Source organism: Nonomuraea sp. NPDC050153, assembly GCF_044460125.1.
Lineage (GTDB): Bacteria > Actinomycetota > Actinomycetes > Streptosporangiales > Streptosporangiaceae > Nonomuraea.
In genome coordinates this window covers 57,190-77,631 of sequence record NZ_JBITJQ010000010.1, presented here as the reverse complement: position 1 = coordinate 77,631, position 20,442 = coordinate 57,190, and the positions used below count along the sequence as shown (strand labels likewise).

At 71.4% G+C, this 20,442-nt stretch carries 18 protein-coding genes; 3 read left to right on the top strand and 15 right to left on the bottom strand.

Annotation, left to right across the window (positions count from 1 at the left end):
- Positions 1–147 precede the first annotated feature (147 nt).
- Positions 148–1,533 (top strand): PucR family transcriptional regulator, encoded by a 1,386-nt coding sequence (locus ACIBQ1_RS25050; RefSeq protein ID WP_397281109.1) that lies wholly within the window; start codon positions 148–150, stop codon positions 1,531–1,533.
- Positions 1,520–2,989 carry a long-chain fatty acid--CoA ligase gene (locus ACIBQ1_RS25045; protein WP_397281108.1) on the top strand — a complete coding sequence of 490 codons (1,470 nt, stop codon included), beginning with the start codon at positions 1,520–1,522 and terminating at the stop codon, positions 2,987–2,989. Before ACIBQ1_RS25050 ends, ACIBQ1_RS25045 begins: the two co-directional genes overlap by 14 nt.
- Here ACIBQ1_RS25045 and ACIBQ1_RS25040 read toward each other — a convergent pair.
- From ACIBQ1_RS25040 to ACIBQ1_RS24990, 11 genes are all read right to left on the bottom strand, one after another.
- Entirely contained in the window at positions 2,976–5,294 is a 2,319-nt protein-coding gene (locus ACIBQ1_RS25040; RefSeq protein ID WP_397281107.1) for a M28 family peptidase, read from the bottom strand. The genes ACIBQ1_RS25045 and ACIBQ1_RS25040 overlap by 14 nt on opposite strands.
- Positions 5,295–5,376: 82 nt before the next feature.
- The gene (locus ACIBQ1_RS25035) at positions 5,377–8,553 is read right to left on the bottom strand and encodes an ATP-binding protein (protein ID WP_397281105.1); all 3,177 of its coding nucleotides are present in this window, start codon (positions 8,551–8,553) and stop codon (positions 5,377–5,379) included.
- 39 nt (positions 8,554–8,592) lie between these two features.
- Positions 8,593–9,786, bottom strand: a complete 1,194-nt coding sequence (locus ACIBQ1_RS25030) for a cytochrome P450 (protein ID WP_397281103.1) — start codon at positions 9,784–9,786, stop codon at positions 8,593–8,595.
- A 102-nt stretch (positions 9,787–9,888) separates the two neighbouring features.
- Positions 9,889–10,170: a hypothetical protein gene (locus ACIBQ1_RS25025; RefSeq protein ID WP_397281101.1), complete on the bottom strand. Its 282-nt coding sequence runs from the start codon at positions 10,168–10,170 to the stop codon at positions 9,889–9,891.
- Entirely contained in the window at positions 10,167–10,526 is a 360-nt protein-coding gene (locus ACIBQ1_RS25020; protein ID WP_397281099.1) for a hypothetical protein, read from the bottom strand. Before ACIBQ1_RS25020 ends, ACIBQ1_RS25025 begins: the two co-directional genes overlap by 4 nt.
- A 154-nt stretch (positions 10,527–10,680) precedes the next feature.
- Positions 10,681–11,520, bottom strand: coding sequence for an ABC transporter permease (locus ACIBQ1_RS25015; protein ID WP_397281098.1), 840 nt, complete (start codon positions 11,518–11,520; stop codon positions 10,681–10,683).
- A complete protein-coding gene (locus ACIBQ1_RS25010) occupies positions 11,517–12,485 on the bottom strand; it encodes an ATP-binding cassette domain-containing protein (RefSeq protein WP_397281095.1) in 969 nt (322 codons plus the stop codon). The genes ACIBQ1_RS25015 and ACIBQ1_RS25010 overlap by 4 nt, the downstream gene beginning before the upstream one ends.
- A 10-nt stretch (positions 12,486–12,495) precedes the next feature.
- Positions 12,496–13,062 carry an NADPH-dependent FMN reductase gene (locus ACIBQ1_RS25005; protein WP_397281094.1) on the bottom strand — a complete coding sequence of 189 codons (567 nt, stop codon included), beginning with the start codon at positions 13,060–13,062 and terminating at the stop codon, positions 12,496–12,498.
- 48 nt (positions 13,063–13,110) lie between these two features.
- Entirely contained in the window at positions 13,111–14,538 is a 1,428-nt protein-coding gene (locus ACIBQ1_RS25000) for a sensor histidine kinase (RefSeq protein WP_397281092.1), read from the bottom strand.
- On the bottom strand, positions 14,535–15,275 hold the full coding sequence (locus ACIBQ1_RS24995; protein WP_355365790.1) for a response regulator transcription factor: 741 nt from the start codon (positions 15,273–15,275) through the stop codon (positions 14,535–14,537). Before ACIBQ1_RS24995 ends, ACIBQ1_RS25000 begins: the two co-directional genes overlap by 4 nt.
- Before the next feature lie 177 nt (positions 15,276–15,452).
- Positions 15,453–16,628 (bottom strand): trypsin-like serine peptidase, encoded by a 1,176-nt coding sequence (locus tag ACIBQ1_RS24990; RefSeq protein ID WP_397281090.1) that lies wholly within the window; start codon positions 16,626–16,628, stop codon positions 15,453–15,455.
- A gap of 434 nt (positions 16,629–17,062) precedes the next feature.
- On the opposite strand from ACIBQ1_RS24990, the gene ACIBQ1_RS24985 reads away from it, so the two are divergent.
- The gene (locus ACIBQ1_RS24985; protein ID WP_397281088.1) at positions 17,063–17,539 is read left to right on the top strand and encodes a hypothetical protein; all 477 of its coding nucleotides are present in this window, start codon (positions 17,063–17,065) and stop codon (positions 17,537–17,539) included.
- A 471-nt stretch (positions 17,540–18,010) separates the two neighbouring features.
- Here the strand turns inward: ACIBQ1_RS24985 and ACIBQ1_RS24980 are convergent, their stop codons facing one another.
- The 4 genes from ACIBQ1_RS24980 to ACIBQ1_RS24965 form a co-directional block, all read right to left on the bottom strand.
- Positions 18,011–18,310 (bottom strand): helix-turn-helix domain-containing protein, encoded by a 300-nt coding sequence (locus ACIBQ1_RS24980; RefSeq protein WP_103956704.1) that lies wholly within the window; start codon positions 18,308–18,310, stop codon positions 18,011–18,013.
- Positions 18,310–18,657 (bottom strand): type II toxin-antitoxin system RelE/ParE family toxin, encoded by a 348-nt coding sequence (locus ACIBQ1_RS24975; RefSeq protein WP_397281086.1) that lies wholly within the window; start codon positions 18,655–18,657, stop codon positions 18,310–18,312. The genes ACIBQ1_RS24980 and ACIBQ1_RS24975 overlap by 1 nt, the downstream gene beginning before the upstream one ends.
- Before the next feature lie 156 nt (positions 18,658–18,813).
- Positions 18,814–19,281, bottom strand: a complete 468-nt coding sequence (locus ACIBQ1_RS24970; RefSeq protein ID WP_397281085.1) for an NUDIX domain-containing protein — start codon at positions 19,279–19,281, stop codon at positions 18,814–18,816.
- A 10-nt stretch (positions 19,282–19,291) separates the two neighbouring features.
- Positions 19,292–20,047 (bottom strand): XRE family transcriptional regulator, encoded by a 756-nt coding sequence (locus ACIBQ1_RS24965; protein ID WP_397281083.1) that lies wholly within the window; start codon positions 20,045–20,047, stop codon positions 19,292–19,294.
- Between the last annotated feature and the right edge of the window lie 395 nt (positions 20,048–20,442).

The window sequence follows — 20,442 nt, the reverse complement described above, 5'->3', positions numbered from 1 at the left end:
GGCTCAGCGTAGGATCCGCCGGTCAAGGGCCGCATTGGGCACGGTGACCCAAGATGTTTCGGGCAAGTTGTCCGCTGAGCACAGGGTGGGTCTCGGACCGGTTACGACCCGTTGACCTCCCGGCGACGGGCATGGATCATCCCGGGCATGTCCACAGGTTCGAGCACCGTGGAAGCCGTCCGCGCGGAACGTTCGCGCATCCTCGCCGAGCTGCTCGCCGACGTCGACGAGCTGGCCGCCGCCGCGCTCGCGGCGATCACCCGGGAGATCGCCGTCTACGCGGCGCAGGGGCCGAACTTCCTCGCCGACGTGCGGGACCACGTGGTCAGGCACTACCGCGCCAAGCTGGGCGTGCTGCTGGAGGAGCGCACGGTCACGCACGAGGACATCTCGTTCACCCGCCGGCCGGCCATGCGCCGGGCCAGGGCGGGGGTGGCGCTGGCCGACTACATCAACGCCTTCAGGGTCGGGCAGCGGATCTTCTGGGAGGCGGTGGTCGAGCGGGCGGGCCGCTCGTTCGCCGGCCGCGAGGCGGCCCTGTCGCTGGTGGCCGAGCTCATGCGGTACGCCGACTTCGCCAGCACGCACACGGCGAACGCGTACATGGAGTTCCAGCAGTACGCCGCCGCCGAGGCCGTGCGCGAGAGCCGGGACCTGCTGGAGACGCTGCTGGCGGGCTGCGTGCCGACGCGGGGCAGGGAGCTGGCCGCGGCGCAGGCCCACGGGCTGGGCTCCGACGCGCGCACGCCGCTGCTCGTGGTGATCGCGGTACTGGCCGGGCCGCCCGCGGCGTTCGACGGGGGCGCCGACGCCCGGCACGCGGCCTGCGCCGCCATCGCCAGGACCGTCGGGAACGGCGTCCGTACGCTGTCGGTCGTGCGCCAGTCGGAGATCGTGGCGGTCCCCGTGCTCGGCCCCGGCGCCGGGGCGGAGGAGCTGTGCGACCGGATGCAGGCGGTGCTGGAGACCCTGGCCGCCGAGGGGATCAGGCTGGCCATGGGCATCAGCACGGTGTCGGCCGGGGTCGCGCAGATCCCGCAGGCGTACCAGGAAGCCAGGGCCGTGCTGGACTTCGTGCCCGAGGAGGGCGGGGTGGCCGCGCTGCCGCGCATCACGCCGTTCCAGTACCTGGCGCTGAAGGCCGACGACACCGCCCGCAACCTGGTGGACCCGCGCATCACCGCGCTGCTGGCGGAGGACCGGGCGCGCGGCGGCGTGCTGACGGCCACGATCAGGGCGTTCGCCGCGGCCGACCTCAACCTGCGGGCCGCCGCCGAGCGGCTGCAGATCCACCCGAACACCGCCCAGTACCGGCTGCGCAGGATCCAGGAGCGCACCGGGCGCAGCCTGCGCTCGATCAAGGATCTCGTCGAGCTGCTGGTCGCCATCGCGCTGCAGGACTCCCAGCCGGCTCTCGGGCCGACTCTTGGGCCGGCTCCCGGGCCGACCAATGCCGGGCGGGAAAGACTGGCCACCGCGACCGATGAGAGGCACGGGAGAGGCGACGTACGGTCTTGCCATGAACCTCGCTGACCGGCTCCACATCGCCGCCGAGCGACTCGGCGGCCGGGCGGTTCTCACGCTGGACGAGGCGGAGCTCACCTACGGCGGGCTGGACGAGCTGAGCGCCCGGCTCGCGGGGCTGCTGCGCTGCCGCGGGATCGGCGCCGGCGACCGGGTCGCGATCATGCTGCCGAACGTGCCCGAGTTCGGCGTCGTCTACTACGGGGTGCTGCGGATCGGGGCCGTCGTGGTCCCGCTCGACCCGCTGCTGAAGAAGCGGGAGATCGCCGCGTACCTGGGCGACTGCGGGGCCCGGCTGCTGATCGCCTGGCACGCGTTCGCGGAGGTCGCCGAGGCGGGCACGGCGGGCACGACGGCGGACTGCTTCTTCGTGGTGCCCGAGGAGTTCCGCCGGCTGCTGCGGCGGGTGGCGGCCGAACGCGAGATCGCCGCCATGGAGGGCGACGACACGGCCGTCATCCACTACACGTCGGGCACGACCGGCCGCCCCAAGGGGGTCGAGCTGACGCACGCGAACCTGGGCGGCAACGCCGCCACCGTGGCCCGCATGCACGCGCTCGGCGTGGACGACGTGGTGCTGGGGGCGCTGCCGCTCTACCACACGTTCGGGCAGACGTGCTCGCTCAACGCGACCGTGCACGCGGGGGCGCGGCTGACGCTGCTGCGCCGGTTCGAGGCGGGGCGGGCGCTGGAGGTGATCAGGCGCGACGGGGTCACGGTCTTCCAGGGCGTGCCGGCCATGTACATCGCGCTGCTCGACCATCCCGGCGCCTCCGACCTGTCGATGCTGCGGGTCCGCACGTCCGGCGGGGCGGCGCTGCCGCTGGACGTGCTGCGGGCGTACGAGGCCAGGTTCGGGTGCGAGATCATCGAGGGGTACGGGCTCAGCGAGACGTCCCCCGTGGCCGCCACGAACCGGGGCGGCCCCCACCGCAGGCCCGGCTCCATCGGCCGGCCGATCAGGGACGTCGAGATGAGGATCGTCACCGAGGACGGCCGGGAGACGCCGCGCGGCGAGATCGGCGAGATCGTCGTGCGCGGCCCCAACGTGATGAAGGGCTACTGGAACGACCCCGCCGCCACCGCCGAGGCCGTCCGCGACGGCTGGTTCCACACCGGCGACCTCGGCCGGGTGGACGCGGACGGCTACTTCTACCTGGTGGACCGCCGCCGCGACGTGATCATCCGCGGCGGCTACACCGTCTACCCGCGCGAGGTCGAGGAGGTCCTGTACGAGCACCCGGCGGTGCGGCAGGCGGCCGTCTTCGGCGTGCCGCACCCGGGGCTCGGCGAGGAGGTCGAGGCCGTGGTGGCTCTGCGCGCGCCGGTGACCTGCGAGGAGTTACGCGACTTCGTGCGGGAGCGGGTGGCGGCCTACAAATATCCGCGGCGCGTCTCGTTCGTGGACGAGCTGCCGATGAGCCCCACGGGCAAGATCCTCAAGCGGGCCCTCATCTCGCGCTGATCTCGTACGTACGGGTCACCGCCACGAGGTCGCCGTCCTCCCGGGTCGCCGCCACCACGCCCTTGGGCCTCGGGACGAATCCGGGCACGCGCTGGAGGCCGTCGGTCTCGGCGACGGCGGTCAGCCGGAACCGGTCCGCCCCCGGGACCCGCAGCGAGATCTCCGCTCCGGTGGCGGGCAGGCCGCGGAAGCGGATCTCGCCCGGCCACGTGTTGGCCCGGACGCCGGTGACGTCGACGCTCACCGGGGTCATGCCGTCGGCGGCGGCCGTCGCCGCGGTGATCGGGCGCTCGACCCGCAGCGTGATCGAGCGCGCCGCTCGGCCGGCGGTCACGCGGAGCCTGACCGTGTCTCCGTCGCGGCCGAGCACGGTCACGCGGGGCTCGGCGGCGCCGGTCGCCGCAGGCGCCCGTCCCGTCCAGAGCGAGGTGCCGCGGGCGTAGCCGGGAGGCAGCGGCGTGGTGTCGTGGCCGGACACGTACCTCCTGGTCCAGGCGGGCGGCTCCACGTCGGCGCTGACCCAGCTCGCGGTCCTGGCGTCGGCGTCCATCACGTACGCGAGGTGCGTGCGCATGGGGTTGGCCGGGTCGAAGGCGTCCCGGGCCAGGCCGATCGGGACCAGCAGCACCGCGAGCCCGGCGGTGGCCAGCGGGACGAGGGACTGCCTGCGCTCCGGCAGGCACAGCTCCACGATCGGCAGCACCGTCAGCCCGAAGAGCGCCAGCATCAGCGCGGGCACCCCGCCGAGCGCCAGCCCCATCCCGTCGAACGCGGTCCTGGCCAGGGCGGGCAGCAGCGCCGCCGCCACGACCGCCCCCACCGTCACCGCCGCCACCTGGAAGGCCGCGCCTCCGCCGACGGCGCCGCGCAGCAGGATCGCGGCCGTCCCGCCGAGCGCGCAGAACAGCGCGGGCAGCGTCAGCACGTACGACATGCCCGGCGCGACCTGGGCGCACAGCAGGCCGAGCGCGGCCGGCCAGACCAGCGCGCCGACGGCCAGGGCCGCGGGGCCGAGCCGGCGGCGCAGCGGCAGGTACCAGCAGAGCAGCGCGAGCGCGGCGAGGATCACGACGGCCGCCTGGAACGCCTGCGGGCGGTGCAGCAGCCCGCCCATCCCGTCGTACGCGGGCCGCCAGGCCACCATGACCTCCCACAGCCCCTGTGCCAGGGCGGCCGCGAGCAGCAGCGGCACGACTCCGGACGCGGCAGCGACGGCGAGCCGGGGCAGGCTGACCAGCCGCCTCCTGCGCGCCAGCGCCGCCAGCCCGGCGACCGCCGCCGCGGCGAGCCCGGCCAGGGGCCAGACGAGCGCGTTCGGGTACGTGACCATGGTCCCGAAGATCCGGAAATAGGTGACGTCGTGGTCCGCGGGCAGCGCTCCGAGGTCGGCGCCGCCGAGCGCGCGGGTCAGCGCCAGCATGTTCGTGCCGTGGTGCTGCAGGCTGCCCCGGTCGAGGTGGGCGAGGGAGTCGTCGGCGGTGTGGTAGCGGGACGAACCCTCGATGTAGGCGAAGTTCATGCCGGTGAAGCCGCTCTCGGCCATCGGGGTGAAGTCGGTGTTGTTCGGGAGCAGCCGGTACAGCTCGCCCAGCGTGGAGTCGCCGCGCGGGTGCGGCACGGCGTTCGCGAACGTCTCGACCAGCCCGGCGTTGTTCCTGGACGTCTGGAACATCAGCGAAGGGCCACTCACACCCCTGGCCTCCCAGTTGAGCAGCACCCCGCCCGCGCGGCCCAGCGGGTGCTCCCTGACGAACGCCTCGGCCCCCAGCACGCCGTCCTCTTCGCCGTCCGACATCAGCAGCACGAGGTCGTTGCGGAGCGGGGTGCCTTTGAGCGCCCGTACCGTCTCCAGCATGGCCGCGACCGCGGCGGCGTCGTCGGAGGCCCCCGGGCCCATGGCCGCGGAGTCGTAGTGCGCGGCGATCACCAGCGTCCCGGTCGGGTCGCTGCCCTTCGCCGTGGCCACGATGTTGTCCACCTGCCCGAACGCGGCCAGCCCCGCCGACGGGTTCACGCCGATGGCCCGCTGCACCCGCGCGTCGAGCCCCGCCGCGCGCAGTTGCCCGGTCAGGTAGTCCCTGGCCCGCTCGCCGGCCCGGCTGCCGATCGGGCGCGGCTCGGTGGCGAACCTCTCAAGATGGCGCAGCGCCCGTTCCGCGCTGAACTCCCCGTCCGGCGCCGAGGCGGGCAGGGGCTGCATCGTGCTGTCCGCCATGGCGGTCAGCATGATCACGCCCGCCAGGGCGAGCAGGGCGCACAGCCCCGCCGGCCCCCGGCGGGGCACGTCGAACAACTTTCCCGTCATGACCGGGAACGCTAGGGACGCCGGCCGGGGCGGCGGAATGATGCGCGTGCCCGGATCGACCTGCGGTTTTCCCCAGGTCGTCTCAGAGCCGCCAGGGGACGGCGTCGTCCGGCCGGTAGCGGCAGGTGGCGCCGGTCGAGACGGCGGCGCGCAGGTGGGCGGCCAGCTCGGGGTGGGCCTGGTCGAGCTTGCGCAGCACGTCGCGGATCCTGGCGGTGACGGTCTTGCGGGCGCGTTCGGCCTCGTCGCCCAGCCGCCGAGTGCGCCCGCCGAGCCCCGCGGCGGCCCGCAGCTCCTCCAGCAGCGCCACCCGCTCCAGGTCGTACGCGGCCGCCCGCCGATCGTCCCCCAGCCCGGCGGCCCGGTCGATCTCCTCGTCCAGCAGGGCCAGGCGGTGCCGGTAGCGGCTCTTGGCCTCCTCGTCGAGCACGTCGTCGCCGCCCATCCGGCGGGCCGCGACCACGGCCTCGCCGCCTTCCGGGGCGAGCAGGAGCACGGCGGGCACGTCGTCGCCGGGGCGGCTCAGCAGCGTGTGCAGGTCGCGCAGGCCCTTGGCGTCGGGCATGTGGGCCACCCGGCCCGCGAACGCGAGAGACCACACCTCCCCGTCGCGCCTGAACTCCGGGTCGCCGGCGGTGACGCCGGGCGGACCCACCGGGTCGGGGAGCACGTGGCGCATGCCCAGCTCCGCGGCCTCCTCGCGCACCCCGGCCAGCAGCGCCTGCGCCGCGTCGGCGTCGCCGGGTCCGGCGCGGGCCAGCAGCGCCTCGGCCAGGCGGGCACGGGCGATCACCGACCACGGCCGCGCCCCCATCCGGTCGGCCGAGCGGCAGGCGGACGTGAAGCCCTCGACGGCCTCCTCCCAGCGCTCCTCCGCGGCGTCGACCAGAGCCAGCCAGAGGTCGTAAGGCCCGCTGACGTCCCAGCCGAACAGCGACACCACCCACCGGCCCCGATGCGGCTCCAGCGCGGCCCGCGCCGCCGCGCACAGCTCCGGGTCGCGCGTGGCCGCCGCGATCTCCGCCTGGAACCGCAGCCAGAGCGGCGCCGTCATGCGACTGCCCGGCTGCCCGTCGGCGTGGTGCCGGAGCGCGGTGTCGAGGTCGTCGGCCTGGAGGGCGGTCAGCGCGGCCAGGAGCGAGAGGCACGGGTGGCCGCCGCCCCTGAGCTCGCGCAGCACCTTGCCGGCCTCCTCGACCCTGCCCTGCAGCGACATCAGCGCCCACCGGTGATGCAGGACCATGAACGCGTAATGATCGTCCGCCGGGTCCAGCCGGAGCCCGGACAGGGCCGCCTCCGCCTCGGCGAAGCGGCCGGTGAGGGCGGCCACGATGCTCACGTCGACGGAGGTGGACAGGTCGAGCTGCGGGCGGCCGCTGCGCCGGCCCTTCGCGACGTAGTCGTGGAAGGCGTCGTGGTAGCGGGGGTCGCCCCGCTCGATCATGGCCACCCAGCGCAGCGCGGCGGCGAAGTGCGCCAAGCCCCAGTCGCCCGTGCGCCTGGACACCTCCAGCATCTCGCCGGTCAGCGCCAGGCGCTCGTCGGCCGTGCCCGGCCCCCAGATGATGTCGTGGTGCGCCCACAGGCTGAAGGCCAGCGCGTCGTCGTCGCCGCCCTGCCTGGCCAGCGTGGCGAGGTGGAAGACCAGGTCGAGCGCCAGCCGCTCGTCGGGCGGCGACCCGCCGACCAGCCGGGCGTGGGCCTGCCGCAACTGGCCGAGGGCCCCTTCCAGGCCGTAGGCGGTGTGGAGGACCAGCGCGACGCGGGCGGGCAGCTCGGGGTCGTCGAGGTCGCGGGCGATGGCGGCGGCCTCGTCGAACACCTGGCGCGCCGCGTCCAGCCCGCCCTGGTGGCGCAGCTCCCTGCCCAGGTCGAGCGCGATCATGGCCCGCTTGCGCCGGTCGACGGCCGAGCTCAGCTCGTACGCCCGCCGCAGGTGGCCGAGGTGCTCCTCGCCCGCCAGCCGGCCACTGGCGTCGCGGGCCGCGGCCAGCAGCAGGTCGATCACCCGATCGGGGCCGAGGCGGTCGCGGGCGAGATGGGCGTGCCCGGCCAGGTCGCTCGGGAGCACCTTGTCCGCCAGGCCGGGCGAGCGGTCGAGGGCGCGGACGAGCGCGGCGTGCCGCTCGGGCGGGTCGTCCAGTGAGTCGTAGAGAGTCTCGCGCACCAGGTCGTGGGCGAACGCGAACACCCCGCCGCCCTTGGCCACCACCAGCTTGGCGACCACGGCCAGCTCCAGCAGCCGATCGACGTGCGCGACGGGCGCCGCCGCGGTCGCGGCCAGCACCTGCCGGTGGAACTCGCGCCCGAGCACGGCCGCGGTGGGCAGCAGCTCCGCCACCGGGCGCGGCAGCAGCGACAGGCGGCGCAGCAGCGCGTCGCGCACCCCGGGCGCGATGGCGTCGGCCGAGCCGCCGCTGCGCCACAGCCTGGCGGTCTGCTCGACGAAGAACGGGTTTCCGCCCGTGCGCCGGTGGACCTCCGCGACCAGCTCGGACGGCGGGTCGTGGCCGACCGTGCGGGTCATGAGCGCGCCGACGCCCGCCTCGTCGAGCCCGGTCAGCGTGATCGTGGTGGCCCGTGCGACGAGCGGCGAGAGGAGGTCGCGCAACGGGTGGTCGACCGGCTCGACCTCGGTGTCGCGGTAGGTGGCGATCAGCAGCAGCCGCTCGAACCAGGTCTGCTGCGCCGCGAACTCCAGCAGCCGGAGCGAGGCCGGGTCGGCCACGTGGAGGTCGTCGATGACGACCACGACCGGGCGCCGCTGCGACAACGACACCAGGGCCGACGTGACGGCATCAAAGAGCCGGAACGCATCGGCCGCCGGTTCCTGCCCCTGCCCTGGATCCTGCCCCTGCCCCTGCCCCGAGTCCGGCCCTGGAGCCTGCCCCGGGTTGTGCGCCTGTCCCTGGCTCTGGCCTTCGCCGAGGAGGGCGGCCAGGCTCGCGCCCGCCGCCTTCTCCGCCGCGGCCCACTCCTGGGGCTCCGCGGCGCGCCGCAGGGCCCGGACGACCTGGACCCATGGCCAGTAACCGGGGGCGCTGCCGGAATCCCAGCACGCGCCGCCCACCACCAGCGCGCCCTGCCGCCTGGCCTCGCCCGCCGCGCTCGTGACGAGCATGGTCTTGCCGATGCCCGCCTCGCCGGTGACCAGCACCAGGCCGCCGTGGCTGCCGATCACCCTGGCGATCTCGGCACGCAGCAGCGCGGCCGGGTGCTCCCTGCCGATCAGCTCGTGCGCCGCGACGTCGATAGGCATGACGCTCGCACGCTATCCGCCGCGGCCGACAATTTCTCCCTACCAGGCCACCTCCAGGGAGCTCATGCCGTACACGATGTGGGAGGAGCGGAAGTCCGCGGCGCCCGCCTCGCGCAGGCCCGGGAAGCGCTGGAGCAGCGCCGGGAAGGCGATCCGCAGCTCCATGCGCGCCAGCGGGGCGCCCAGGCAATGGTGGATGCCGTGGCCGAAGGCGACGTGGCCGGGAGCGCCGCGCGAGAGGTCGAACGCGTGCGCGTCGGGCAGGAGGGCGGGGTCGCGGTTCGCGGCGGGCAGGGCGCAGAGGACCAGCTCGCCGGGCTGGATGGTACGGCCGCTCAGCTGGACCTCCGTCGTCGCGACCTTGGTCGTGCCCGAGTTGACGATGCTCAGCCAGCGCAGCAGCTCCTCCACCGTGGCGTCGATGCGCTCGGGCTCCTTCTTGAGGAGTTCGAGCTGCTCGGGGTGGCGCAGGAGGGCCAGGGTGCCCAGGGCCAGCATGTTGGAGGTGGTCTCGTGGCCGGCGAACAGCAGCAGGCTGCCGATGCCGACGAGCTCGTCCGTGCTCAGGTCGTCGCCGTGCTCGCGTACCAGCATGCCGAGCAGCTCCTCGCCCGGGTCCTGCTGGATGCGGCGGACCAGGCCCTCCATGTACGCGCGCGACTCGAACTGCAGCCCCAGCCGCTCGTCGCCGGGCACCGACAGGTCGAGCATCCTGTTGGTGCGGTGCTGGAAGCCGTCGCGCTCCTCGTACGGGACGCCGAGCAGCTCGCAGATGACCAGCGACGGGATCGGGAGCGAGAACGCCGGCACCAGGTCGACCGGCGGACCCGCGGCCTCCATGGCGTCCAGGTGGTCGTCCACGATGCGCCTGATCCGCGGCTCCAGCCGCTGCATCCTCCGGTTCGTGAACTCGGGGGTCAGCATCCTGCGCAGCCGCGTGTGCTCGGGCGGGTCCGCGCCCAGGAGGTTGCCCGCCTGGATCTTGGCTAACTGCTCGGGGGTCATCTCGGGCGCTCCGGGCAGGCGCGCCACGGTCTGCTGGGCGATCTTGAACCGCTCGGCGTCGCCCAGGACCTCGCGGACGTCCGCGTATCTGGTGACGAGCCAGACGTCCAGGCCGAACGGGGTCGTGATGCGCCTGATCCCCTCCTTGTTCCTGACCGCCGCCAGCTCCGGAGCCGGGTCGAACCCCACCCGCCGCATGTGCAGCGGCATCGTCGAGGACTCGGTCATGCAAACCCCTTGATGATCGTCGGTTGAGGCGTAAACCGTAACAACCCACCGGAGCGGTCTCCAGTGCTCTGGGCTACACCCCGCCGCGGTCGCGGGAGGTCGTCAGCAGCCGCCCTTGAGGATGGCCCCGCGTTCGACGATGCACTGGCGCCCGTTGCCGATGTTGCCGCCGTTGCCGGTGTTGTTGCTGTTCGAGGAGAAATTGGCATTCTGGAAGTTGCCGCTGTTCACCGTGTGCCCCTTGCTCCGGAAGTTGCCGCTGTTCCAGGAGTTGCCGCTGTCCTCGGGAAATCCGTGCGCGAGAGCGGGAAGGGCGGGCGCCAGCGACAACATCAGCGCGAGTTGTGCCGCCACCGCCACGGCTCTCCGCCTGGAGGTCGTCATCGCCGGTCACCGGGAACGGACTGGGAGCCGTTGGCGATGTTGCCGCCGCTGCCGGTGTTGATGCTGTTCACGGCGCCGTTCGCATTCGAGAAGTTACCGCTGTTGATGGGATTTCCCTCACTGTGGTAGTTCCCGCTGTTGGTGGAGTTCCCGCTGTTCTCCGGGCCGTTCACGCACGTGGTCGGAGAATTGGGGGACGGCGAGTTGTAGGCGATCAGGCGATTTCCACAGAAAACGCCGGGAAGCGTTCTGAGCACCGTATCGAGATCCGCGCCGACCAGCTTGGTGAGCAGGGAGTTCTCGCCAGTCGGGGAAGGGGATGGTGCGGCCGACGCGCCGGTCGGGGCCAGCAGCACACCGCACCCGACCGCGACGGCCGCAACAATGCGTATGAATGCCCTCAATGCGCTTCCCGTCATTTCTCGCGACATGATCCACTGAAAGGTAGCACCGGGTGCCGCCCCGTCACGGAAAGCCCTCGAAAGGGTCGCGATAACTCGGCGCAAAAAACTACTTCCGGTTGTACAGGCGCATCGTGAGCGTCCCGAACACGACGATGAACGCCAGCGACCACCCCAGCACCCACGTGAGCTGCCCGCCGTCGGGCGCGCCCGCCATCAGCGAGCGCACGGACGCCACCAGATGCGAGACGGGATTGGCGTTCACGAAGACCTGCAGCCACCCCGGCATCGTCGAGGGATCCACATAGACGTTGCTCAGGAAGGTCAACGGGAACAGCACCAGCATGCTGACCCCCATCACCGACTTCTCGCTCCGCAGCAGCAGCCCGAACATCGTCCACACCCACGAGAACGCGAACGAGAACCCCAGCAGCACCAGGATCCCGGCCACCGCGCCCCCGAGCCCGCCCTGCGGGCGGAACCCGAGCACCAGCCCGACCATGAGGATGATCGTGGAGGCCAGCGTGTACCGCAGCATGTCGCCGAGCAGGTAGCCGATCATGGTCGAGGGCCGCCAGATGGGCAGGGTGCGGAACCGGTCGAAGACGCCCTTCTCGATGTCCTTGTTGACCTCGACACCCGTGTACATGGTGATCATCACGACGCTCGTCACCATGATCCCCGGCAGCAGGAACTGCAGGTACTCGGTCGGCGATCCGGCCAGCGCGCCGCCGAACAGGTAGGTGAACATCAGCGTCATCATCAGCGGGAACGCCGTCACGTCGAACAGCTGCTCGGGCACGTGTTTGATCTTCAGCATGGCCCGCCACCCGAACGTCACCGACGCCGACCAGGGGCTGGGCCGCGGCGGCCGGGCCGTGGGCGCGAGGACGGCGCCGAGCGACTCGGCCGCGGGCGCGTACGCGGTCTCGGTGGTGGTGGTGCTCATGCTGCGGCCTCCTCGGCGGCGGGACGGTCGGTCAGGGCCAGGAAGACCTCGTCCAGGCTGGGCTGGCCGAGGGAGAAGTCGTCGACGACGATGCCGGCCTCGGCCAGCCGCCCGAGGGCGCGGGCGGCCTGGGCCGCCTCCCCGCCGTCGCCGGTGACGCGGGCCGTGAGCGCCACCGGGTCCGCCTCCAGATAGACGGGCGCGTCCAGCGTCTCGGCGAGCAGGCGCTCGGCGTCGGCGCGGGTGGCCGGGTCGCGCAGCCGTACGTGGATCGAGCCGGACCCGACGGACGCCTTCAGCTCGCCGGGAGTGCCCTCGGCGATCAGCCGGCCGTGGTCGATGACCGCGATGCGGCTCGCCAGCCGGTCGGCCTCCTCCAGGTACTGGGTGGTCAGCAGCACCGTCGTGCCGTGGGCGACGACGACGCGCACGATGTCCCAGACCTGGTTGCGGCTGCGCGGGTCCAGCCCGGTCGTGGGCTCGTCGAGGAAGAGCAGGTCAGGCGTGTTGAGGATGCTGGCCGCGATGTCGATGCGCCGCCGCATGCCACCCGAGTACGTCTTGACCTGCCGCCCGGCGGCCTCGGTCAGCCCGAACGCCTCCAGCAGTTCGGCCGCCCGCTCCTTCGCGGCCGGCTTGCGGTGGCCGAGGAGGCGGCCGAGCAGGATCAGGTTCTCGGCGCCGGTCATCTCCTCGTCCACGGAGGCGTACTGGCCGGTCAGGCTGACCCGGGCGCGTACGGCGTCCGCCTCGCGCACCACGTCGTGCCCGAACACGGTCGCCTCGCCGCCGTCGGGCCGCAGCAGCGTGGCGAGCATGCGTACGGCGGTCGTCTTTCCCGCGCCGTTGGGGCCGAGCACCCCGTACACGGCGCCGGCCGGGACGGCGAGGTCGAGGCCGTCCACGGCGCGCGTGTCGCCGAAGACCTTGACCAGGCCGGAGGTTCGTATCGCCAGATCTGGCATGGCGGTCCTTTCAGGAGACGTAGGGATGGGCGCGCCTGGCCTCGCGCAGCGCCCGGCCCCACCAGGTGAGCTGGTCGAGCACGGTCGAGACGGCGCGCTCGCGGTCGTCGGTGTCGCGGGGCCGCCCGTGCTCGTCGACGGCCTCCCCGAGCAGGTCGAACCCGACCCAGTCCCGCACGGTCACGGCGTGCAGGGCGCAGAAGACCGTACGGAGCTGCTCGACGGCGTACTGACCGGTGGAGCCCGAGCCGTAGGCCACGAACCCGACCGGCTTGGCCTGCCACTCGTCGTAGGCGTAGTCGATCGCCTGCTTGAGCGAGGCGGGGAAGCTGCGGTTGTACTCGGGCGTGACCACGACGAACGCCTCCGCCCCGCCGACGGCCCCGGCGAACCTGCACATGTCGGGCGTCGCCTCCTCCGGGTAGCAGCGGGGGAAGGCGTAGCCGGCCAGGTCGAGCGTCTCGACCGCGAGGTCGTGGCGGCGCCGGGCCCGCTCGGCGAACCACGTGCCGACCGAGTCGCAGACCCGGCCGACCCGGGTGCTGCCGATGATCACCGCGACCCGCAGCGGATCCATGGTGTGCCCCCTTCCTGCGCCGTCACCTCTCAGGCGCTAGAAGGGCCGCTAGATCGGATCTGGCACCGGCGGCAGGCTGAGCGTGAACACCGTGTTCCCCGGTGCGCTGCGTACCTCGACCCGCCCGTCGTGGGCCGCCGCGACCGCCGACACGATGGCCAGGCCCAGCCCGCTGCCGCCGGCCAGCCGCGAGCGCGACCCGTCGCCCCGCGCGAACCTGCCGAACACGTGGGGCAGCACGTGCCCGGGAATGCCCGGCCCGTCGTCCGCGACCTCGACGCGCACCCGCTCGCCGAGCCGGACCGTCGCGGTGACCGTGGTGCCGGGCGGGGTGTGGGTACGGGCGTTCGCGAGGAGGTTGGTCACCACCTGGTGCAGGCGGTCGGCGTCCCCCAGGACCAGGGCGGGCTGGTCGGGCAGGCTGATCAGCCAGCGGTGGCGGGGCGCGGCCGCGTAGGCGTCGCTGACCGCGTTGACCACGAGCGGCGACAGGTCCAGCTCCACCCGTTCCAGCGGCCGGCCGGCGTCCAGCCTGGCCAGCAGCAGCAGGTCCTCCACCAGCGTGGTCATCCGGCCGGCCTCCGAGCGGATGCGGCCGAGCGCGTGATCCGTCTGCGGCCCGTGCCACTCGCCGCTCCGCCTGGTCAGCTCCGCGTAGCCGACGATGGAGGCCAGCGGCGTGCGCAACTCGTGGCTGGCGTCGGCGATGAACCGCCGCAGTCTCGTCTCGCTCTCCTGCCGCACCGCGAGGGCGGTCTCGACGTGCCCGAGCATGCGGTTGAGCGCGCCGCCCACCTGGCCGACCTCGGTGCCGGGGTCGGTGTCCACCTCGGGCACGCGGGCCAGGCGCACGACGTCCCCGGTGGCCAGCGGCAGCTCCGACACCCTGGCGGCGGTGGCCGCGAGCCGTCCGAGCGGGCGCACGGCACGGCGTACGAGCACGGTGCCGGCGGCGGCCGTCAGCGCGACGCCCGCCAGCGTGACGGCGGCCTCCACCACGACGAGCCTGGTCAGCATGGAGTCCACGGCGGTCATGGGCAGCCCGGTGACCAGCACGTCGCCGTCGGGCGTGCGGGCGGCGGCCATCCGGTAGTCGCCCAGCGGCCCCAGGTCGACCGTCACGGGGGCGCGGGAGACGGCGGCGAGCGACGGCGGCGCGGGCACCTCGCGCACGGCGGCGATGCCGGTCAGCACGGCGGCCCGCCGCACCACGCCCTGGCGGATCCGCGCGCCGAACGTGCCCTCGGCCTGCCCCGGCGACAGCAGGAACGACACCTCTCTGGCCTCCGGCGGCGCGTCGTCCCGCTGCGCCGCCGCGCTGGTCGAGCGGCGGGCGGCCGAGGTGACCTGGCCGTCGAGCCGGTCGGTGAGGAAGTCGTGGAACAGCAGGGTCGTCGCGGTGGCGATGACGGCCGAGACGGTGACCAGCAGCGCGATCGAGGAGACCACCAGCTTGGTCTCCAGCGACATCGTCATCCGGTGGGTCTGAGCGTGTAGCCCACCCCGCGCACAGTGTGGATCATCGGCTCCCGCTGCGCGTCGATCTTGCGACGGAGGTAGGAGATGTACAGCTCGACGACGTTGCTCTGGCCGCCGAAGTCGTATGCCCACACCCGGTCGAGGATCTGCGACTTGCTGAGCACCCGGCCCGGATTGTGCATGAGGAAGCGCAGCAGCTCGAACTCCGTGGGCGTGAGCCTGATCTCCTTGCCGCCCCGCCGTACCTGGTGGGTCTCCTGGTCCAGCGTGAGGTCCCCGACCACGAGCCCGGCGTCGGCCCGCGCCTGCGCCGCGCCCGAGCGGCGCAGCAGGCCGCGCAGCCGGATGACGACCTCCTCCAGGCTGAACGGCTTCGTGACGTAGTCGTCGGCGCCCGCGCGCAGGCCCACGAGCCGGTCCTGGAGCGAGTCCAGGGCCGTCAGGAACAGGATCGGCACGCCCGGCAGCACCGCGCGCAGCCTGGGCAGGAGCTGGATCCCGTCCATGTCGGGCAGCATGACGTCCAGGACGATCGCGTCGGGCCGGAACCCGCGCGCCGCGCGGATGGCCTCGCTGCCGTTGTGCGCGCTGCGGACGTCCCAGGACTCCTGGCGCATGACCATGGAAAGGAGCTCGGTCAGCGGGGGCTCGTCATCCACGACGAGGATGTTGATCGAGCTGCCGTCCGCTCGGCGCACGGGCTCGGACAGGGAGTTCGGGCTGGTCGTGTGCATATCCGTGACGATGACCTCCCTCTATGAAGGTTTGATGATTCCTGCTTGTGAATCGCCTGTGAGCTGCTCCGGGGCGATGCGCGGAAGGGCCCGGCGGCGTGCCGGACCCTTCCTATCCCTTTAAAGCGCGATCAGAGCCGCGATCAGAGCCACGCGTGGCCACCACCCCCTATTCGGTCAGAAGAGCTTCCCGGACCAGACGTTGGCCGCGGAGGCGTAGACGCTGTAGGTCTCGGCGTCGAAGTACGGCGAGCTGATGTAGTCGACCCGGTCGTTCTCGTCCTGGTCGTAGAACGCGCTGGTCACGCCGTTGAGGTAGCCGAGCCGCTTGGCGCTGCTGTACTTCAGCAGCCACGGGCCGCCGTCGGCGCCGGCGGTCATGGAGCACTTCAGCCCGACGTGCTCCTCGATCTTCTTGGCGGCCGAGCCCACGGTCTTGGCCGTGGTCGTGCCGTAGCACCACTTGGGCGTGACGCCGGTGAACGGCTTGTTCCCGTCGGGCTGCGGGGCCTGCGGGTAGCCGAACACGTAGTGCGCCTTCTTCAGCGGCTGGTTCCAGGAGATGCCCTGGCCGCCGACGTTGTCGCCCAGCCGGCCCGCGTCCGTGGCGTCGATCACGTGGTACGTGTTCGACGACCGGTCGTAGTAGCCGTGGTCGGCCTTGGTGGTGTCGGTGCCCGGCTTGGCCCGGTCGGCGTCGTACTCGGACCTGGTGACGGTCGAGTCCTTGACGGTCACGCCGTTGTAGACCGAGACGAACGCGTAGTCGCGGTCGTAGTCCTCGTACACGCTGTAGTCGTAGTGCACGAACGCCTGCTTGCCGACGTAGACGCCCCACGGGGCCTTGCCCTGGTAGTAGCCGGGCACGAAGACCCAGTTGTCCAGGAGCTGCTCGTCGTTGGAGGTGTCGTACACGCAGTGGCCGGCCGTGGCGACCACGTTGGCGTACTTGCCCTGGATGGACGAGGCCGAGCACCAGCGCTTCTTGCCCGCCGAGTCGACGAAGAAGACCTTGCCGATGGTCTTCGGCAGGTTGACGTTCTTCGACTTGGTGGTGGTCGTGGTGGTGCCGGTCGGGGCGACCGAGCCCGCCTTGGTGTCGGTGGACGGGGTGCCCGTGGAGGTGAGCTTGTCGACGTCGGTGGTGTCCTCCTCGACGTAGGTGGCGGCCTTCAGCGCGGCGCCGTTGTTCTCCAGCCAGTAGGCGGCGATGCCCTTGGCGGTGGTGATGCTGACGCTCTCGGTCGGCTTCACCTGCGGGGCGGCCTGGGCGGCGCCCGCCAGCGAGGCGCCGAGCAGCGCCGTGGCGGCCAGCCCGCCGCCGACGGGGACGAGGGTGTGCCTGATCTTCAAGGGGATACTCCTTGCTCGTCGCGGGAACGCCATGAGCGTTCGGTGCGTCTGTGAGGCAGGAACGTATCCCTCTCGGCCCAACCTCCATGTCCCCATATGTCCGGATTTAGCTGGCGCACAGCTCGCCGTGATCACCTCGTGATCTGGCGAAGATCGCTTCGCCGCGCCGATTCTCCAAGGCGGCCGCCGATCCTGAGAGTGAAACCGGAGAGAATCTGAAAATCACATAAGAGAAATTATGTGTTGCAGATCACTGACCCCAGGTCGAGGCCGCTACCTGCGCTTATCCAATACATAAGGTGGGCACAGGCGTTTCTCAGGTTGGCTCGGCAGGGTGATTGGCGAGGGATGACCTTCGGGGCCGAATTCAGAGGTTCGGCCAGGTCCTTCCCGGATTGGATTCGTCTCCCGTGCGCTTCTCCAAGCCTTTCGCCGTGACCGTCGCCAGCGCCGCCCTGCTCGCGCTGCCCTTGTCGGGAGCCGCCTTCGCCGACGGCGCCAGGCCGCAGCCGGCGGCGACCGCCAAGGCCCCGCAGCCGGCGCACTCCAACCCGGCCGCGCCCACCGTGCCGCAGGACCAGCTCGCCAAGGGCTACGACGCCCGCAAGGTCGCGCTGAAGGTCTCCGTCGACCCTGAGCGGGTGCGTGCCGGCGACTCGTACGACGTGTCGATCGCCGCCAAGGGCCTGCGCTCCGGCACGGCCACCGTGACCAGCCCCGAGGGCAAGAGCTACCGCGTCGCGCTCTCCGGCGGCAAGGCCACCAAGACCCTGACCGTCCCGGCCACGGCCAAGCCCGGCAGCAAGACCGTGACCGTCAAGGTCGGCAACAAGACCGCCACGGCCACCTTCGACGTGGTGGCCCCCCGCCCGCAGCGCGACGAGCGCCACCGCGGCCACGACGGCAAGTAGTAGGTGCGCCAGGGCCACCCACCCGTTGCCCGTCCGGGTGGTGGGCCCGCTGACACCCGCCCCGAACAAGGGGCTTCGCCGGGGGCGCTTCGCGCAGGGCTCAGACGCCCTTATTCAGGCGCCTCCGGCGCACCCCCCGCGCCTCCGGCGCCGTCAGTCCCCGCCCGTTGACCGGTTGGATGGTGGGCCGTCTGCTGCCCACCCCGGACCGGCTCGCCTTCGGGAATTCGTGGGCCCGGGAGCATGGAGCGACCCATTGCCAGAGAAGAACGGCGCCGAGCTCGGCAAGCGGTTGCCGGGACTGTCGCGCTCATGAATAAGCATCACGCATAGGGTGCGACACCCATCATTACGGCCTCAGCTTTGACCCGAGCGGCGTAAGAATTCACGAGATGGCGATCGGGCCTGCCGGGTGGTGGACCCGTCTGATGCTGCTGGTGGTCGCACTTCATCTCGCGGGATAAATCAGGCTCAGGCTGCGGGAGCGCGTGGACTGATTCGCACCTCCAGTTCGGCGTCCAGAGCCCTGGCCAGTCGCTCGAGGACCGGCAGCGTCGGCACGGTGCCTCCTCCTTCGAAACGGGCTACTGCTGACTGCGTCATGTCGGCCGCACGAGCCAGTTCACTCTGGCTCCACCCACGAGATTCCCGCATCTGCCGTACTGCCCGACCGAGTTCGAAGGCGAGACGAGCCGCATCGTATGCCTCGGCCGCCCCGGGCTCGGACAGTCGTCGGTCACGGAGATCAGCCCAATCGGTCCGCTCGGTCATCACCACTCCTCGTCCACCGAGTGCGCCTCGCCCTTGCAACGAGACAACGCCCGCCGCGCCCGGTCCACTTCTCGATCTTCCCTCATTCGCGTTTTGTGGAAAACGGTCAGAAGGATGATCCGCCGATCCGAAGCGATCCAGTAGCTGATCCGCATTGTCAGATCATCAAGGTAGAACCGCAGCTCGCGCAGCTTGCCATCGAGCTGTCGCGTGTACGGCTCTCCCAGCAACGGGCCTTCCGTCGCCAGCAGATCGATGTAGAAAGCCGCTCGGGCGAACGACTCTGCTGGGAGCTTCTCCAGCCACTCCCGAACTTCCGGTTCCAGCTCTACGCTACCCCAGACCATAGCAACGATGCTATGTCCAGCAGGACTCCCCGATCACGCGATCGCAGAATCTGACCACTCAAAGTGATTTCGCAACTATCCACGGCTACTCCTGCGAACAGAAGAGGCAGAGGCTAGAGCGTTCTACGGCACATGGCGGCTACGGGTGGCCTGGGTTCAATCAACGTGGGGATGCCTCTGCTCAAGGTAGTCGTTGAGCTGCCGCCACTGCGTGGGGTGAATGTCCAGCAAGTGCAGTTCACCCGGCTCAACCCACCGCACATCGCTCGCCTCGTCGTTGGCCTCCGGCTGACCGCCGACCGGGCGGGTGATCAGCATGACCTCGTACTCCTGGCGGATCTCGCCGTCCGTGTAGGCGACGATGTGGCCGGGGTCGGAGTAGATCCCAAGGAGGCCCACCGGCTCGACCAAGACACCGGTCTCCTCCTCGGTTTCCCGCACGGCGCACTGCGAGGGCGTCTCACCGATTTCCATCTTGCCCATCGGCAACGCCCACTGGCCCGTGTCGCGACGGCACTGCATGAGGATGCGCCCCACGTCGTCCACGGTGACCGTCCCACAGGCCGGTACGAGACTGTTCGCCTTGGGTGCGTTCGGGTGGTTCCAGTACTCGACTCGTCCCATGAGGTGCCTCTCAGATCTCCGCGCCGGACCACGGAACGGCTCCGGCCCAAACGCGCTCGAACGACGACATGTAGTGCTCGGCCATCGTCCCGCCATCGAGACGGCGGAAGTGGAAGGTCGGGTTGGCCGAGGCCGGTTCTCCGTATACGTGTGGATTGACCAGGACGTCATCGTCATAGCGGAACAGTGAGGCGTACAGCGTGGTGGAGTGCAGGCGGACCTCGCAGTCATCCAACTCGGGCAGCGCCCGGTAGTAGGTCAGGGAAGAGCGGATCTTGGCGGCTAACGTCCCGCCCAATCCTTCTTCGCGATCGCGGGTCTCGGCAGACTGGGCCGTGGGATCTCCGAAGCACAGCCTGATCGCGACACCGCGTTGCGTAGCCTCAGCCAGTGATCGAGCGATCTTCGGCTGCGTCTGGGCGTAGAACGTCCCTGAGAAGACCAAGACGTCCACCCGCTCCTGAGCGTCGGTCAGGAACCGTAGCCACAGCTCACGAGGCACGCTGGCTCGGTCGGGAAAGACCTCCACGAGTTCCGACCTGTCCGCCCGGCCTCGGCGCGCTTGACTGCTCTCCAGCACGTCAGGCCACAGGTATGTCTCGTCAGCGGTCAGCAGCTTCGCCGCTGCCCACCTGTGCCGCCGGTGCGGGACCCGACCTGTGTTGATCCAGCGCTCGACCGTCTTGGGCTCGACGCCACACGTCTCGGCCAGGTCTTCCAGGGCCCCACCATGGCGGAGCATCGCTGTGTGTAGGCGCTCGTTCACGCATTCCAGTGGACGTTAACGTCCGGGACGTTGCAAGGCCGTCTTGGGACGTTTCTCGGTGACTCAACACGTCCCGACACCGGGCTGCGGCGAAGTTCAAAGGTCCCGCCCACCTGGCTTCACTTGGCCGTACTGGCACCGAAGTCACCGGAGGTAGGTGGATGTATCCACAGCAAGCGCTGCCCGGCCCACAGGTCGTCACGTCGCTGGACGCGGCCCAGCAGTTGCAGCGGAAGTTAATCCACCTGAACATCTCCAGCGACGTGCACGACGGTTACGGCATCGCACTCGTCTCCGTCTGGGTCGGACTCCTCGTCTGGTGCCGCCATGACGCCTTCTGGTGGCATACGGGCTGGGAGCCGGGCCGAAAACGCGCAGTCTATGCCTGGCACCCG